This is a genomic window from Candidatus Methylomirabilota bacterium, from assembly GCA_035936835.1.
GTDB lineage: Bacteria > Methylomirabilota > Methylomirabilia > Rokubacteriales > CSP1-6 > AR37.
Genome location: DASYVT010000050.1, coordinates 1 through 14,583 on the forward strand (window position 1 = coordinate 1; position 14,583 = coordinate 14,583).

Annotated in this window: 21 protein-coding genes and 1 pseudogene; 13 read left to right on the forward strand and 9 right to left on the reverse strand. The window is 67.5% G+C overall.

Annotated features, from left to right (window positions below):
- The 3 genes from VGV06_04225 to VGV06_04235 form a co-directional block, all read left to right on the forward strand.
- Window positions 1-263 (forward strand): acyl-CoA dehydrogenase family protein (locus VGV06_04225; protein ID HEV2054366.1); only part of this gene is annotated, 263 nt, incomplete at its 5' end.
- Window positions 260-577, forward strand: a complete 318-nt coding sequence (locus tag VGV06_04230) for an ATP-dependent Clp protease adaptor ClpS (protein ID HEV2054367.1) — start codon at window positions 260-262, stop codon at window positions 575-577. The genes VGV06_04225 and VGV06_04230, both read left to right, overlap by 4 nt.
- Window positions 578-767: 190 nt before the next feature.
- Window positions 768-905: a hypothetical protein gene (locus VGV06_04235; GenBank protein HEV2054368.1), complete on the forward strand. Its 138-nt coding sequence runs from the start codon at window positions 768-770 to the stop codon at window positions 903-905.
- Window positions 906-1,047: 142 nt separating this feature from the next.
- On the opposite strand, the gene VGV06_04240 is transcribed toward VGV06_04235, so the two are convergent.
- Together VGV06_04240 and VGV06_04245 are read right to left on the reverse strand one after the other, a co-directional pair.
- Window positions 1,048-1,335, reverse strand: a complete 288-nt coding sequence (locus VGV06_04240) for a hypothetical protein (protein HEV2054369.1) — start codon at window positions 1,333-1,335, stop codon at window positions 1,048-1,050.
- Window positions 1,336-1,490: 155 nt separating this feature from the next.
- Window positions 1,491-3,035, reverse strand: a complete 1,545-nt coding sequence (locus VGV06_04245; GenBank protein ID HEV2054370.1) for an altronate dehydratase family protein — start codon at window positions 3,033-3,035, stop codon at window positions 1,491-1,493.
- Between the two features lie 127 nt (window positions 3,036-3,162).
- Here VGV06_04245 and VGV06_04250 point away from each other — a divergent pair, with 127 nt between their 5' ends.
- Together VGV06_04250 and VGV06_04255 are read left to right on the forward strand one after the other, a co-directional pair.
- A complete protein-coding gene (locus tag VGV06_04250; protein ID HEV2054371.1) occupies window positions 3,163-4,506 on the forward strand; it encodes an adenylate/guanylate cyclase domain-containing protein in 1,344 nt (447 codons plus the stop codon).
- 49 nt (window positions 4,507-4,555) lie between these two features.
- Window positions 4,556-4,951 (forward strand): Rid family hydrolase, encoded by a 396-nt coding sequence (locus VGV06_04255; GenBank protein HEV2054372.1) that lies wholly within the window; start codon window positions 4,556-4,558, stop codon window positions 4,949-4,951.
- Between the two features lie 58 nt (window positions 4,952-5,009).
- Here the strand turns inward: VGV06_04255 and VGV06_04260 are convergent, their stop codons facing one another.
- Genes VGV06_04260 through VGV06_04280 form a run of 5 tightly spaced genes read right to left on the reverse strand, consistent with a single transcriptional unit; the run spans window position 5,010 to window position 8,375 of the window.
- A complete protein-coding gene (locus VGV06_04260) occupies window positions 5,010-5,651 on the reverse strand; it encodes a sulfite oxidase-like oxidoreductase (GenBank protein HEV2054373.1) in 642 nt (213 codons plus the stop codon).
- Between the two features lie 18 nt (window positions 5,652-5,669).
- Window positions 5,670-6,347, reverse strand: a complete 678-nt coding sequence (locus VGV06_04265; protein ID HEV2054374.1) for a response regulator transcription factor — start codon at window positions 6,345-6,347, stop codon at window positions 5,670-5,672.
- Between the two features lies 1 nt (window position 6,348).
- Window positions 6,349-7,845: a HAMP domain-containing sensor histidine kinase gene (locus tag VGV06_04270; GenBank protein ID HEV2054375.1), complete on the reverse strand. Its 1,497-nt coding sequence runs from the start codon at window positions 7,843-7,845 to the stop codon at window positions 6,349-6,351.
- Window positions 7,842-8,150 (reverse strand): redoxin domain-containing protein, encoded by a 309-nt coding sequence (locus tag VGV06_04275; GenBank protein HEV2054376.1) that lies wholly within the window; start codon window positions 8,148-8,150, stop codon window positions 7,842-7,844. The genes VGV06_04270 and VGV06_04275 overlap by 4 nt, the downstream gene beginning before the upstream one ends.
- Window positions 8,151-8,165: 15 nt before the next feature.
- A complete protein-coding gene (locus tag VGV06_04280) occupies window positions 8,166-8,375 on the reverse strand; it encodes a hypothetical protein (GenBank protein HEV2054377.1) in 210 nt (69 codons plus the stop codon).
- Between the two features lie 201 nt (window positions 8,376-8,576).
- Between VGV06_04280 and VGV06_04285 the strand changes: the two genes are divergently transcribed.
- Window positions 8,577-9,338 (forward strand): NYN domain-containing protein, encoded by a 762-nt coding sequence (locus tag VGV06_04285; protein ID HEV2054378.1) that lies wholly within the window; start codon window positions 8,577-8,579, stop codon window positions 9,336-9,338.
- Window positions 9,339-9,386: 48 nt separating this feature from the next.
- On the opposite strand, the gene VGV06_04290 is transcribed toward VGV06_04285, so the two are convergent.
- Window positions 9,387-9,764: a phage holin family protein gene (locus VGV06_04290; GenBank protein ID HEV2054379.1), complete on the reverse strand. Its 378-nt coding sequence runs from the start codon at window positions 9,762-9,764 to the stop codon at window positions 9,387-9,389.
- A 108-nt stretch (window positions 9,765-9,872) separates the two neighbouring features.
- Here VGV06_04290 and VGV06_04295 point away from each other — a divergent pair, with 108 nt between their 5' ends.
- The 3 genes and pseudogenes from VGV06_04295 (at window position 9,873) to VGV06_04305 (ending at window position 10,834) form a co-directional block, all read left to right on the forward strand.
- Window positions 9,873-10,010 (forward strand): hypothetical protein, encoded by a 138-nt coding sequence (locus VGV06_04295; GenBank protein HEV2054380.1) that lies wholly within the window; start codon window positions 9,873-9,875, stop codon window positions 10,008-10,010.
- Between the two features lie 12 nt (window positions 10,011-10,022).
- Window positions 10,023-10,451: pseudogene (locus VGV06_04300) on the forward strand (thioredoxin domain-containing protein).
- Window positions 10,452-10,501: 50 nt separating this feature from the next.
- Window positions 10,502-10,834 carry a cupin domain-containing protein gene (locus VGV06_04305; protein ID HEV2054381.1) on the forward strand — a complete coding sequence of 111 codons (333 nt, stop codon included), beginning with the start codon at window positions 10,502-10,504 and terminating at the stop codon, window positions 10,832-10,834.
- 130 nt (window positions 10,835-10,964) lie between these two features.
- On the opposite strand, the gene VGV06_04310 is transcribed toward VGV06_04305, so the two are convergent.
- The gene (locus VGV06_04310) at window positions 10,965-11,459 is read right to left on the reverse strand and encodes a hypothetical protein (protein ID HEV2054382.1); all 495 of its coding nucleotides are present in this window, start codon (window positions 11,457-11,459) and stop codon (window positions 10,965-10,967) included.
- A gap of 124 nt (window positions 11,460-11,583) precedes the next feature.
- Between VGV06_04310 and VGV06_04315 the strand changes: the two genes are divergently transcribed.
- From VGV06_04315 to VGV06_04330, 4 genes are all read left to right on the forward strand, one after another.
- Window positions 11,584-11,868: a lipid-A-disaccharide synthase N-terminal domain-containing protein gene (locus VGV06_04315; GenBank protein HEV2054383.1), complete on the forward strand. Its 285-nt coding sequence runs from the start codon at window positions 11,584-11,586 to the stop codon at window positions 11,866-11,868.
- Between the two features lie 26 nt (window positions 11,869-11,894).
- Complete coding sequence (locus VGV06_04320; GenBank protein HEV2054384.1) at window positions 11,895-13,118, forward strand: alanine--glyoxylate aminotransferase family protein; 1,224 nt, start codon at window positions 11,895-11,897, stop codon at window positions 13,116-13,118.
- The gene (locus VGV06_04325; protein ID HEV2054385.1) at window positions 13,115-14,077 is read left to right on the forward strand and encodes an NAD(P)-dependent oxidoreductase; all 963 of its coding nucleotides are present in this window, start codon (window positions 13,115-13,117) and stop codon (window positions 14,075-14,077) included. The genes VGV06_04320 and VGV06_04325 overlap by 4 nt, the downstream gene beginning before the upstream one ends.
- 104 nt (window positions 14,078-14,181) lie before the next feature.
- Window positions 14,182-14,358 (forward strand): DUF1059 domain-containing protein, encoded by a 177-nt coding sequence (locus tag VGV06_04330; GenBank protein ID HEV2054386.1) that lies wholly within the window; start codon window positions 14,182-14,184, stop codon window positions 14,356-14,358.
- The last annotated feature ends 225 nt before the right edge of the window (window positions 14,359-14,583 follow it).

Here is a 14,583-nt window from a genome sequence, read left to right on the forward strand (position 1 = left end):
AGCTCGTCTACCGCACCGCCAAGATGGTGGAAGCGGGAGTGCCGGCGCAGCGCGAGTCGGCGGTGACCAAGCTCTTCGTGGCCGAGTCCGTGTGGAAGATCGTGGACCACGCCATGCAGGTGCTGGGGGGGATCGGCTACACCACGGACTTCCCCATCCAGGCCATCTTCCGCAACGCGCGGCTGCTCAGGATCGGCGCGGGATCGGACGAGATCATGAAGTTCTTGATCGCCCGAGAGATCCTCAAGGAAATAAAGGGGTGAGTGAGCTACTGGCCCCGTACGCCGCCGCCGGCGCGGGGACGGCCCCCGAGGTCGAGGCGGAGCACGGCGAAGAGGTCGCGCTGGCGCCGCCCTGGATCACCATCCTCCACAACTGCGACTGCCATACCTTCGAGGACGTGGTGAAGCAGCTGATCAAGGCCATCGGCTGCTCGGAGGAGCGGGCGTGGGAGTTCGCCTGGGAGATCCACAACACAGGCAAGGCCGTCGTCAAGGTCGGCCCCGAGACCGAGTGCGTCCGCGTCGGCAATATCCTGGCCGCCATCGGCCTGGTGGTCACCGTCACCCAGTCCTAAGCCCCCGTCCTCCGCGTTTCGTCGCCCGTCCTTCCCCTTTTTGTCGCAGCCGGGTGTGTCAGCGTACGAACAGGCGCCCTAGCGTCGTGAATTTCTGCGTTTACGCCGATCCCGACCGCTGGCACCGGCCTTGCTCTGTACAAAGGTCAGAAGGGCGCAACCGACATCGACGACAGCGAGGAGACGGCGCATGACGTGGGCACCCTGGTACATGAGGCAGGAGTTCTGGATGGTGGTGGGAACGCTCGTGGTGCCGTTCTTCCGGATCCTGCCGCTGAGCCGTGCGGCTTACGCTCGCGTCAACTCGCGCCGGGATCGCCCCTTCTAAACCCGCCGCTTTTACCCAGGGCCCCGGCGGACACCGGGTCGCCACGGCCTTCGCCCGTGGGACCGCTACGGTGTGACGGGCTCACCAATACCGACCGCCGGCAAGGCGGCGGCCGGCTTATTCGACCGTAAACGAGCGGCTGCTAGGACTGCTGGGCCGGGGGCCCGCTGACCAAGTTCCAGTCATCCACGCCGGGCACGTTGGGAGCCTCGGCTGAGGAGGTCGTGAGGGTACGTCCCTTGCTGGGCGAGAACCACACCCACTCCACCGCGCCCTGCCCGAGCGCCTCGGCGGCCTCGCCCATCTCCGGGCCCGACTCGCCGGTCTCCTTCCGCTCCGCCTTGCGTGCCTTCTTGGCCTCCTGCTTGGCCTTGCGCGCGTCTTCCTTCCGGCGCCGGTCGCCGCGGTACATCCCAGGACGTCCCGCCATCCGCTCCCCCTTAGGCTGCCTGCATCCTCAGGATCAGGTCCGCCGCCTACCGCCGATCATGATACCCGGGGCCTCGGCGTTACCGCCAACATTTCTGGGCGCCGACCTGCTTTCCATGTGGTCGCCTCGCCTTGCGGCTGCGGCTCCCCCTCCCACTACATGACAGGCCCGATGATCCAGGGGGCGAACTCCTCTTCGCCGACGCCGGAGAGCTCGCTCTTGGAGCGCTTGCCGGAGGCGACCGCCACGATCTCCTCGAAGATCTGCCGCCCGACTTCCGGGAGCGGCGTGCCCTCGAGGATGACGCCGCAATTGATGTCCATGTCCTCCTGCATGTGGCGGTACATGAGCGAGTTGGTCGCGAGCTTGATGGACGGCACGGGCTTGCAGCCGAAGACCGAGCCGCGGCCCGTGGTGAAACAGATCAGGTTACAGCCGCCCGCCACGAGCCCCGTGATGGACACCGGATCATGACCCGGCGTGTCCATGAACACGAAGCCGCGCGTGGTAATGGCCTCGCCGTAGAGGAAGACGTCCATCATGGGTGTAGTCCCGCCCTTGGAGACGCCGCCCAGGCTCTTCTCGAAGACCGTGGTGATACCGCCTGCCTTATTGCCCGGCGCGGGGTTGTTGTCCATGCGCTCGATGCCGCGGCAGTACCACTCCCACCACTTGTAGCGGTCGATGAGCTTTTTTGCGACGCCTTCGCTCACGGCGCGCCGGATGAGCAAATGCTCGGCGCCGTAGATCTCGGGCGTCTCCGCCAGCACGCCGGTGCCGCCGTAGCGAACCAGCTCATCCACCGCCCAGCCCAGCGCGGGGTTGGCGGTAATGCCGCTGTTGCCGTCGGAGCCGCCGCAATTGGTCGCCAGCGTGATCTCGGAGACCGGCTGCTTCGACCGCTGCGCCGCATTTGCCATGGGCAGGAGCTTGGCGACCTCGGCCGCGGCCTTCTCGACGGTCTTCTTGATGCCGCCCGCCTCCTGAATGTTGATGATCATCGGCTTCCGCTCCGGATGCCCGGGCGCCGCCATGCGCTGCTTGTCCACCATGACCGCGGCCTGGTTGACCTCGCAGCCGAGGCCGATCAGGATGTAGGCGGCGACGTTGGGGTGCTTGGCGTAGCCCGCCAGGACGCGCTGCAGGGCCATGTGGTCCTCGCCGAAAAGCTCGGTGCCGCAGCCCGACTTGTGCGTGACGGCGAGGACGCCGTCGATGTTCGGATAGTCCTTCGATACGTCGCGGAACTTGTCCTTGACGAACTGGCTGACGCTGGCCGAGCAGTTGACGCCGGAGATGATGGCGACGTAGTTACGCGTGCCGACGCGCCCATCCTCGCGCTTGTAGCCGTCGAAGTAGCGCATCTTGTCCGGCGTGTAGAAGTCCACCGGCCGCACGTCGGTGCCGATCTCGTACTCGCGGTGGAGGTCGCCCACCGCCAGGTTCTGGGTGTGGACGTGGTCGCCGACGGCAATGTCAACGGTCGCGAAGCCAATCACCTGCCCGTAACGGCGCACCTCTTCGCCTTGGCTACGCGCGCGCCGCGCCACCTTGTGCCCCGGGCGGATGTCCTGGCGGACCTCGATGCGCCCGCCCGCGTCCTCGAGGACGGTGCCGGTGGGGATTTCCTTCTTCGCGATGGCAACATCGTCCCCGGGGTTGAGCACGATGGCGACATCAGTGATCGCGACGGTTGCCATAGACGCCTCCTGTGGGCCTGCGGTATGCGGGTGAATCTACAGGCCGGGCGACGAATTTGCAAGGATGCGGGTAGACGGCAGCCTGCCATTGACGTCGGTCCCGCGCGCGTTCATAGTCTGTCTACGCATGGCCGCACCGCCCAAAACCCAGTACGCCAAGAGCGGGCGAGTCCACATCGCCTACCAGGTGCTCGGCGAGGGCCCGCTCGACCTGGTCTGGATACCCGGCTTTGTCTCGCACGTCGAGCTTGCCTGGGAGATGCCTGCCGCCGCGCGCTTCTTCCGTCACCTCGCCTCCTTCGGCCGGCTTATCCTGTTCGACAAGCGGGGCACAGGCCTCTCCGATGCGGTCCCGGTAGACCAGCTGCCGACGCTCGAGCAGCGGATGGACGACGTGCGCGCAGTGATGGACGCCGCGGGATCGGGGACCGCCGCACTGCTCGGCCTTTCGGAAGGCGGCCCCATGGGTCTGCTCTTCGCCGCGACGCATCCCCAGAGGACCCGCGCGCTCGTCATCATCAGCTCCTTCGCACGGATAGCCCGGGCGCCGGACTACGAGTTCGGCACCGACGCCGACGCGTTCGATCGGTATCTGGAGCGGTTGGACCGTGACTGGGGCACCGGCTTCGGGTTCCGCGCGCTCTTCCCCGGCCACGCTGGCGACGAGGCGATGCACCAGTGGTGGTCCCGATTTCAACGGTCCGCCGCGAGCCCGGGGGCGTCGGTGGCGCTCCAGCGGATGACGTTTGCCACGGACGTGCGTTCCGTTCTGCCGACGATCCGCGTTCCCACGCTCATTCTCCATCGAACGGGCGATCGCTTCGTGCCTGTCCAGCACGGCCGCTACATGGCCGAGCGCATTCCCGGCGCCCGTTACGTTGAATTGCCCGGAGACGACCACATCCCATCCCTCGGCGAGAGCGAGGCGATGCTCGGCGAAATACAGGAGTTCCTGACCGGCACCCGTGATCGCGTCGAGCCGGACCGGGTCCTCGCCACCGTGCTCTTCACCGACATCGTGGGCTCGACGGAGCGGGCCGCCCAGCTCGGCGACCAGCGCTGGCGCGAGCTGCTCGAAAGCTACTACGAGCTGGCGCGCCGCGAGCTCACGCGCTTCCGCGGGCGCGAGGTGGACACCGCCGGTGACGGCTTCTTCGCCGCCTTCGACGGACCCGCCCGCGCCATCCGCTGCGCCGAGGCGATCAGCAAAGGGGTTCGGCCCCTCGGCATCGAGATCCGCGCGGGGCTCCACACGGGCGAGTGCGAGGTCATCGGCGAGAAGGTCGGGGGCATCGCCGTCCACATCGGCGCCCGGGTCGCCTCGCTCGCGCGAGCAGGCGAGGTCCTCGTGTCCAACACCGTGAAGGACCTCGTCGCGGGCTCTGGCATCGGTTTCGAGGATCGGGGAACACAGACACTCAAGGGTGTCCCTGGCGAATGGCGCCTCTTCGCTGTCGCGCCTGCCAAGTGAGCTCCCTGCGCGTGCCCAGCATCGCCCTGCCATACTCCAAGGAGAAGCCATGAAGAAGAAGATCTCGAGCCCGCACGTGCCCGATCCGCCTCCCCAGACCTGGTCCAACTGCCTCGTCGTGGGCAACCAGGTATTCATCGCCGGGATGGTCGCCCGGGGGCCGGTGGGCCTCGTGGGCGGCGAGAGCATGTACGCCCAGGCGCAGGCCATCTTCACCAAGATCAAGCATCTGATGGAGGCGGCCGGCGGGGCCATGGACGACATCGTCAAGGTCGTGATCTTCGTGACGGACATCAAGCGGCGCGAGGAAGTGTGGAAGGCGCGCCGCGAGGCCTTCACCGGCGACTTCCCCGTCTCGACCCTCGTCGAGGTCCGGGCCCTGGCCGCGCCGGAGTTCCTCGTCGAGGTCGAAGCGATCGGCGTGCTGGGCGCTGGGAGGAAGTAACCGCCCCCTCACCCTGCCCTCTCCCCCGATGGGGGAGAGGGGAATAAGAAAGAAGGGCTTACCTAGAGCGGAGCTTGCGGGCCGCCTCGGCGCGCATCTGCTGCATCGCGCGCGTCTCCTGGTCGGAGTAGCGCTCGTCCTTCCAGGGGTCGGCGTGCATGTGGTAGCCGTTGACCTCCCAGAATCCGGGCGGGTTGACGTCGAGGAACTCGAGCCCTCGGAGCCACTTGGCGCTCTTCCAGAAGTAGAGCTTGGGCACGACGAGCCGCAGCGGCCCGCCGTGGTCGGGCTCGAGATCCTTGCCGTCGTGTTTGAGCGACAGCACGACGTCGTCGTCCACGAGGTCGTCGAGCGGCAGGTTCGTCGTGTAGTCGGGGTCGGCGTGGATCATGACGAACTTGGCCTCGGGCTTGAGGCGCACGCGCTTCATGATCTCGCGGATGTGGACGCCCTCGAAGCGGTTGTCGAGCCGCGACCAGCGCGTCACGCAGTGGATGTCGCAGTGGACCTCCGTGCGCGGGAGCGCGAGGAACTCGTCCCACGTCCACGTCACTTCGTCATCCACGAGGCCGAAGCAGCGGAAGGTCCAGGTCTTCGGGTTGAACTTCGGCGTCAGCCCATAGGTCAGCACCGGCCACTTGGTGGTCAATGACTGGCCTGGGGGAGTCCGCTTCGCCAGATCCTCTGAGTTCGCGCTCATGCGACTAGCATCCCACACCTACCCCGCGAAGCGGTAGCCCTGGCCGTGGACGGTCAGGATGTAGACGGGGCGCTCGGGGTCGTCCTCAAACTTCTGCCTGAGCCGGAGAATGTGGGTGTCCACGGTCCGTGTCGTCGGGAACTGCTCGTACCCCCAGACCTCGTCGAGCAGTCTGTCGCGCGTAATGATCTCGTCGCGGTGCTCGACCAGGTAGCGCAGCAGGTCGAACTCCTTGCGCGTGAGCCGCACCTCCTTGCCTGCCCGGAAGATCTGCCGGCCTCGCAGCCGGATCCGCACGTCCCCGAACGCGAACTCCTCGAACTTCTGCCTCGGCCCGGGACGCCGCAGCACCGCCCGGATCCTGGCCATGAGTTCGCGGAGACCGAAGGGCTTGGTGACGTAGTCGTCGGCGCCCAGCTCGAGCCCCTGCACGCGGTCGGCCTCCTCGCCCCGGGCCGTGAGCATGATCACCGGGATGTCGAGACCCTTCGCGCGGAGCTCGCGGCAGACATCCCAGCCGCTCATGCCGGGCATCATGATGTCGAGGAGGACGAGGTCGGGCGCCTCGGCTAACGCCAGGGCGAGCCCGCGCCGGCCGTCGGTCGCCGACAGCGTCTGGTAGCCCTCAAAGCGCAGGTTGTCCTCGAGCCCCCGCACCATCTCCGGCTCGTCGTCCACGATCAGGATCCGGGGCATGCTAGCGCTCTCCCGCGACAGGCAAGAAAAGGGTGAAGCGGCTGCCCTCGCCCGGGCGGCTCTCGACGCTCACGCGGCCCCCGTGGGCCTCCGCGATGTGCTTGACCAGCGCCAGGCCCACCCCGCTACCCCGGCTGCCTTGCGTCTCACTCCGTCCGATGCGATAGAACTTCTCGAAGATTCGCTCCATCTCGGCCGCCGGGATGCCGATGCCCTCGTCCGCGACCTCGATAGCCACCCGGTCGCCCTCGGCCCGGGCGGAGACGGCGAGCCGCCGGCGCTCGCCCGAGTACTTGATGGCGTTATCCACGAGGTTGCCCAGCGCCTGCTTGACGGCCGCGGGATCCATGGGCACATCAGGCAGGTCGGGCGCCACCACCACGTCCACCTTGAAGCCCCGCTGGGCCAGCGGGTAGCGGAACGCCTCCATCACGTCGTGGACCAGGGGCTCGACCGGGTGCGGGGCAATGTCGTAGCGCTGGCGCCCGCTCTCGATGCGCGAGAAGTCCAGCACGTTGTCGATGAGCCGCGTCAGCCTCTCGCTCTCCCGCGTGATGACGGCGTAGTACTCGCGCCGCGTCGCGTCGTCGGGGGCGCGCCCGAGCTCGAGCGTTTCGCCGAACATGCGGATCAGCGACAGCGGGGTCTTGAGATCGTGCGAGACGTTGGCGACGAAGTCGGACTTGAGCCTTGCCATCTCGGACTCGCGCCTGACCACGCGGTAGGTCGCGCCCAGCCCCACCGCGATCACGACCAGGAGCAGCGCGAAGGCCGCCGTGAAGAGCATCGCCTGCCGCCTGACGCCGCTGACCGGCGAAACGCCGTCGGGCTGGTAGAGGGCCACGCGCCAGGTGGGGAGCGCCTCGCCGAACGCCACGGTGAGGACGCGCTGCGCCCGGTCGATCGGGCGCGACGGGTACACCTGGTTGTCGGCGCGGTCCAGCACGGCGAGCACGCTCGGCCCCTCGAGGCCGCCCAGGGTCTTGGCCAGGACCTCGCGCTTGACCGCCTCTTCGCTGCGCCCCAGGGCGGCCAGAACGGGGACGCTGGAGGGCCCCGGCATGACGGCGGCCAGCACGACCTGGTCGTTTACGAGGAGGTGGCGGCGCCCGCCGCGCTCCCAGAACCCCTGCGGGATCTCGAGCAGAAGGCTGGGGTACGCATCGAGGCCGCCCGGCGGGTAGAGCACGCGGCCCTGGCGGTCGATCAGGCTGACGCGGTCGAAGAGGGGGTTCTTGCGGCTCCAGGCCTCGAGGGACTCGGCGCGGAAGATCGGCTCCATCAGGATGACCTGCAGGCTCGAGAGGCACTCCTCCTCGGTCTTGAGGATGGCCATCTCGACCTTCTCGGCGGCCATGGTGGCCATGTCGCGCGCCTGCTCGCGAAAGAGGAGCTCCGCCGAAGCCTGCCACTGGCGCAGCGAGACATAGCCGAGCACGGCCAGGACGGCGGTGGCGGCGATGACCGCCCCGAAGATGAGGAGGCGGGCCCGGTTCACTTCTCCGCGAGCAGCTTCCTGATCAGCGTTTCGGTCTCCTCGTAGTCGCCCTCGCCGATATGGGTGTAGCGGACGACACCCTTCCTGTCTACCACCACCAGGGCCGGCCAGTACTGGTTGCCGAAGCGGTTCCAGATACTGAACTCGTTGTCCTGGACCACCGGGTAGGCGACCTTGAGGTCCTTCGTCGCCTTGACCACCTTGTCGTACGGCCGCTCCCAGGTGAACTCGGGGGCGTGCACGCCGACGATGGTCAAGCCGTCTTTCTCGTACTTCCCGTGCCAGTCCCGCAACTGCGGGATCACGTTCTTGCAGTTGTATCAGCCGAAGGTCCAGAACTCCACGGCGACCACGCGCCCGCGCAGCTTCTCCATGCTGAGGGGCTCGCTGTTGATCCACGGCCCGCCCGTGATCTCGGGCGCGGGCTGACCGACCCGCGCCGTGAAGGCCTCGGGTCCGGGCGGCATCGCCAGGAACGCCAGCGCCGCTACGAGCCCCACCGCCGCCGTCCACGTCCAAAGTCTCTTCATGGCCATGAGCCTACCGCCTCCCGGGCGCTCGGGTGTCACGCCCCTGTCAATTCTACCCTCCGGGGCCCCGCCGGCGCCCCGGCATAGAGGTTGGATACCTCCCGGTAACCGCCTTATACTGATAGGTGGCGAGAGGGTGGGCATGGGCCCGCCCGGAACCACTGGCGCCATTGGGCAACACCCGAACAGGAAAGGCATTGGATGAGCGATGACAGGAAGTTGGCGATGTTCATGGATTTCGAGAACATCGTCCGGGGAGTGAAGGAAGCGCAGTACAAGCAGTTCGAGATCAAGCTGGTCCTGGAAAGGCTCGTCGAGAAGGGCAAGATCATGGTCAAGCGGGCGTACGCGGACTGGAACCGCTACGCCGAGTACAAGCGCCCCTTCCACGAGCACGCCATCGAGCTGATCGACGTCCCCCAGAGCCGCTACAGCGGCAAGAACTCGGCGGACATCCGCATGGTCGTGGACGCCATGGACCTGGCGTACGCCAAGCAGCACGTGGACAGCTTCGCGCTGGTCTCGGGCGACTCGGACTTCTCGCCGCTGGTCTCCAAGCTGCGGGAGAACGACCGCTACGTGATCGGGCTCGGGGTCAAGTCGTCCTCGTCGGAGCTGCTCGTCGGCAACTGCGACGAGTTCATCTTCTACGAGGACCTGATCCGCGAGTCCAAGAAGCCCACGACGCTCCGCGGGATGCCGGAGAAGAAGATGGAGGCGATGGCGCAGCTGATCGAGGCCATCCAGGCTCTCCAGCGCGAGAACAAGGACACGCTCTGGGGTTCCATGGTCAAGCAGACCATGCAGCGGAAGAACCCGGCCTTCAACGAGTCCTACTACGGCTACTCGACCTTCTCGAAGCTGCTGGAAGAGGCGGCGAAGCAGAAGATCGTGACGCTGGAGAAGGACGCGAAGAGCGGGACCTACATCATCACCTCGGTCGAGGAAGGCAGAGCCGCGTAGCGCGCGACACGGCCGGCCGGGCTGAGCCGGGAACGAAGTGTCCCCTGCTTAGCCCGGCGGTCTCTTGGTGATGACCACAACCTTGCCGCTGTCGCTCATGAACGCCGTGACGATCCAGCTCACAGCGCTGATCACGAGCGCGCCCAGCATGGCCGAGCCGAAGCCCGCCACGTGAAAGCCCTTGACCAACGAGGCCACCAGCCAGAAGCAAAGCCCGTTGAGCACCAGCAGGAAGAGCCCGAGCGTCACGAGCGTGATCGGCAGCGTCAGGATGAGCAGGACGGGCCGGACGAAGGCGTTGACGAGGCCGAGGAGCACGGCCGCGGCCAGCGCCGGGACGATCCCGTCCACGCTGATACCCGGCAGGATGGACGCGGCGAGCACAATCGCGAGCGCGTTGACCGCGACCCGCACGAGGAATCCCATCTGCGCCTCCGTTCGGTGAGCCGGCGAACCCGGAGCATCTCGGCGTATACTGCCATCTCGTCGTATACTTGTGGAACCGTGCGTCGATTCCATTATAGACCATTGTTCGTGGCGTCCCTGTGCGCGCCGCTCTTCTGGGGCGCGGCCTGCGCGGCCGAAACCCGCAGCGTGACCATCGACCCCGCGCTCGCACGCGGAGCCGCCGATGCGCCCGTCACCATCGTGGAGTTCGCCGACTACCAGTGACCCTACTGCAAGCGCGCCCAGCAGGTGCTGGGCCAGCTGCTGCAGGAGTTCAAGGGCAAGGTGCGTGTCGTCCACAAGGACTTCCCGCTGTCCTCCCACGCGGGCGCGCTCCCCGCGGCCGAGGCGGCGCGCTGCGCCGGCTCGCAGGGCGTCTTCTGGGAGTACCACGATCTCCTCTATCTCAGCGTGCCGGACTTCTCGCGCGACGACCTCATCCGCTACGCGGGCCGCCTCAACCTCGACCGCGACGCCTTCACCACCTGTATCGACACCCGCAGGCTCCGCAAAGACGTAGCGGCCGATGTGGCCGAGGGCCGCGCGATCGGTATTAGGGGAACGCCCACCTTCCTGGTCAACGGCACGCTGCTCGTCGGCGCCCAGCCCATCGAAGCCTTCCGCCAGGCAATCCGGGAGGCGCTGAAGGAAGCCGGCGCCAAGTAGCCGGATCCCAAGCAGCCGGATCCCAAGGGGTCAGATCGAGGACAGTCCGCATGACCACAGCTCCCGTCAGCCTGTTCGTCGACAGCGCCAACGTCCCGTGGGTCGAGCGGCGGCCCGGTGTCTTCTGGAAAACCCTCTGGGAGGACGCCGACGGCCGCCAGAAGGCCGTCCTCATTCGCTACACGCCCGGCTCCGTCATCGCGCGCCACCGCCACATCGGCGACGAGCAGATCTGGGTGCTCGAAGGCGAGGTCGCGGACGACACGGGCGTCTGCACTGCCGGGAACTACGCTCGACGGCCGCCAGGCTACGTGCACACGGTCACGAGCCCCGCTGGCGCGCTGGTGTTCGCGGTGATCTCAGGACCGACAGAGGCCGTCTAGCAGGCGGCTGAAAAAGGCCCATCTGCTTCGTTGGCGCCCTCGGCCGCACGCTCAACGTACAGGAAGTACGCCTCGCGTGCACCCTTCGGGCACCGCCTCGCATCTGGACCTTTTTGAGCCGCCTGCGGCATCACGCCTCCTCTACGCGCCCCAGGTCGAGCGCATCGGTCAGTGTCTTGAGCAGGCAGAAAAGGCTCGCGCGCACGGTCTCGTCGTAGTCGCCGGCCGCCGTCCCGCCCTCGTAGAACACCGAGAGGATGTAGGCCGGCAGGCTCGGATGCTCCCCGTGCTCGAGCGCCACGAGGAGTTCGGCGGGTCCAGTGCCTCCTTCGTGCTCGGCAAGCCACGCCTGGGTCTCGGCGTAGGCCCCCATGACGCGTTCTTCCGCGAGCAGCGGGAACGGACGGCCCAGGCTGGCCTCGAGGACCTTGAAAAGGAGGAATGCCAAGCCGAGGGCCGCTTTCTGGACGGCGGGATCCAACGCGCTCGTGACGGACTGGGAAAAAGCGGCGGCGTGGGGCTGGAGCTCGAGGAAGACCTGCGCCTCGCTCGCGACGCGGGCGGGGGCGTACGCGGTCATGCCGCGCCACACTTCGTCGACGAGCGCCCGATCGATGGCTCGCATCAGGAGGAATCCCCTTGCGGCTTCGTACGGTCTCCGGTAAGGTGAACAGTCGGGATTCTAGCACGCGCGGGCGCGCCGTCCGCGCGCTCTCCGCGTATGAGGCATTGATAATGAGGCATTGATGATGACCACAGAGCACTTCTGGCTGTCGGTGGGCTTCCTCGGTCAGGCGTTCTTCTCGAGCCGCTTTCTTGTCCAGTGGATCGCTTCCGAGCGCAAGAAAGAGAGCGTGGTCCCCGTCTCCTTCTGGTTCTTCTCGATCGGCGGCGGGACCACGCTCCTGATCTACGCGATCTACCGCCAGGACCCGGTGTTCATCCTGGGCCAGAGCGCGGGCCTCCTGGTCTACCTGCGCAACCTCTACCTCATCCGGCGCACGCAGCGCCGCCTCGCCCAGGCCGGCAGCTGACGTCCTCGGGCTGGAGAAAACATCCGATGGATCCGATCAAGTGGGCGGTGCCGCAGGCGCGGGAGATCCTGATGATCCCGGGTCCGACGGAGATCCCCTTCCCCGTCATCCAGGCCATGAACCAGCCGCCGGTGATCCAGTACGACCAGACCTTCGATGTGGACGTCCTGGAGCCGATCAACCTGGCGCTCAAGAAAGTGCTCCAGACGGAGCGGGGCGAGGTCATCACGATGCCGGGCTCCGGCAAGACCGCGCTCGAGTCGAGCGCGCTCTCGATGGTCGAGCCCGGCGACCGGGTTCTCGTGATCGTGACGGGCGTCTTCGGCCTGTTGATGGGCGCGGTCATGGGGCGCATCGGCGCCGAGGTAAGCGAGTTCAGCGCGGAGTGGGGCCAGCCGCTCGACCTCGTCAAGCTCGAGAAGGAGATCGACCGCGTCAAGCCCAAGATCGTCACGATGGTCCACAACGAGACCTCGACGGGCTCGACCTACCCGGCGGCCGAGGTCGGCAAGATCGTCAAGGGCCACGGCGCCCTGTACCTCCTCGACACCGTCTCTTCCCTCGCGGGCATCGACGTCCGCACCGACGCGTGGAGCGTGGACCTCAGCATGACGGGCTCGCAGAAGTGCCTCGCCGCGCCGCTCGGCATGGCGATCATCGGCGTCGCGCCTCCGGCCTGGGAAGCCATGGAGCGTCGCAAGCATAAGGCCTCCTCGTGGGTGTACGACCTCCTCCGCTGGCGGGACTCGTGGATCCCGGTCTCGCGCGGCGGGCGCGTGCCGGAAGGCGGCAAGCGGATGCAGCCCATCTCCATGCCGACCCAGATGACGCAGGCCCTGGGCGTCGCCGTCCGGCTCGTGCTCGAGGAAGGGCTCGAGGCCCGGTTCCGCCGCCATGCCGTGGCCGGCCGCGCCTTCCGCGCGGGCATCGAGGCCATGCGCCTCGAGATGTTCCCCGACACGTCCGTCCGGTCCGACACCGTCTCCTGCATCAAGACGCCGCCCGGCATCGAGCCCACGGCCATCGTCACGCGCATGCGCGAGACCTACGGCATTCTCATCGGCACCGGACTCGACAAGATGCGCACGACGACGTTGCGCGTCGGCCACATGGGCATCACCGCGAGCCCGCTCTACATCCTGCCGACGCTGTCGGCGCTCGAGATGACGCTCCGCGAGCTCGACTACAGGAGCGAGGCCGGCGCCGGCGTGGCCGCGGCGCAGACCATCTTCGCGGACGCCGCCGCGTGATCATCGTCCCGGACGACTTTCCCTCGGTCTTCGAGGGCACCCCCGCCCACGAGCGGGCGAAGAAGCTCGGCGACGTCTCCGTCTTCACCGAGCGCGGCGCCGATGCCGAGCAGGAGCTGATCCGGCGTATCGGCCGCGCGGAGGTCGCCATCAACATCCGGGCCCACGCGCGCTTCAGCGAGGCCGTCTTCACCGCCTGCCCAAGCCTCAAGATGGTCTCCGTCTGGGGCACGGGCACCGACAACATCGACCTCAACACGGCCGGCATGCGCGGGGTCACCGTGTGCAACACGCCGGGCGTGAATGCCTTCGCCGTGGCCGAGCACGCCCTGGCGCTGATGCTCGCGGTCGGGCGGAAGATCACCACGCTCGACGCCGAGATGCGCAAGGGCAAGTGGCCGCGCGAACTCTTGACCCAGCTGCTCGGCAAGACGCTCGGCGTCTTCGGCATGGGCTCGATCGGATCCCGCGTGGCGGCGCTCGGCAAGGCCATCGGCATGGACGTCCTGGGCTGGTCGGCGCTCGGCGAGGAGGCCCGCATCCGCAAAGCCGGGGCCACACCCGCCTCCAAGGAGGAGATCCTGGCCCGGGCGGACGTCATCAGCCTGCACGTGCGCTTGAGCCCGGAGACCCGCGGCTTCATCGGCCGGAAGGAGCTCGCGATGATGAAGGCCACGGCCATCCTCGTCAACACGGGGCGCGGCGTGCTCGTGGACCGCGACGCGCTCCTCGCCGCGCTCACGGAGCGCAGGATCATGGGCGCGGGCCTCGACGTCTTCCACCAGGAGCCGCTGGCGCCGGACGACCCGATCCTCTCGCTGCCGAATGTGGTCTGCTCCCCGCACAATGCCGGGCAGACCCCGGAGGTCATCCGTGACGGCCTCCTCCGCGCCGTCGAGAACGTGGAGCACTTCCTCCGGGGCAAGCCCCGGGACGTGGTCGTCGCGCCGGTTCGCTAGGGCGTTCGGCTACCCGCGAGCACCCGTTCGGTGGGATGATACCCGCCCTGGGACCCGCGTCGGGTCCCAGCGAGGGCAGGGCGACAGCCCAAAGGAGGCCCGGCATGGCCAAGATCCTCAAGTGCGGTGACGTGATGCCCGGCTGCAGCTTCGTCATGGAGGGGAAGGACGTGGCAGAAGTGATGGCCAAGGGCGCCGAGCACGCCAAGACCGCTCACGGAATCACCACCATTCCCCCGGACGTCGCGGCCAAGGTTCAAGCCGCGATCAAAGACAAGTAGAGCGCCACCCCTCACCCTACCCTCTCCCCGCCATGGAGGGGAGAGGGATCCGGAAGCTGCTAGAGCATCGAGCGGATGGCCGCCATGATGTCGTCGCGCGAAGGAATCGTGGCGAGCTCAAGCTTGTCGTTGTAGGGCATCGGCACGTTGCGCGCCCCGAGCCGCGCGATGGGCGCGTCCAGCAGGTCCAGCCCCTTCTCGCTGACCATGGCCGCGATTTCGGCG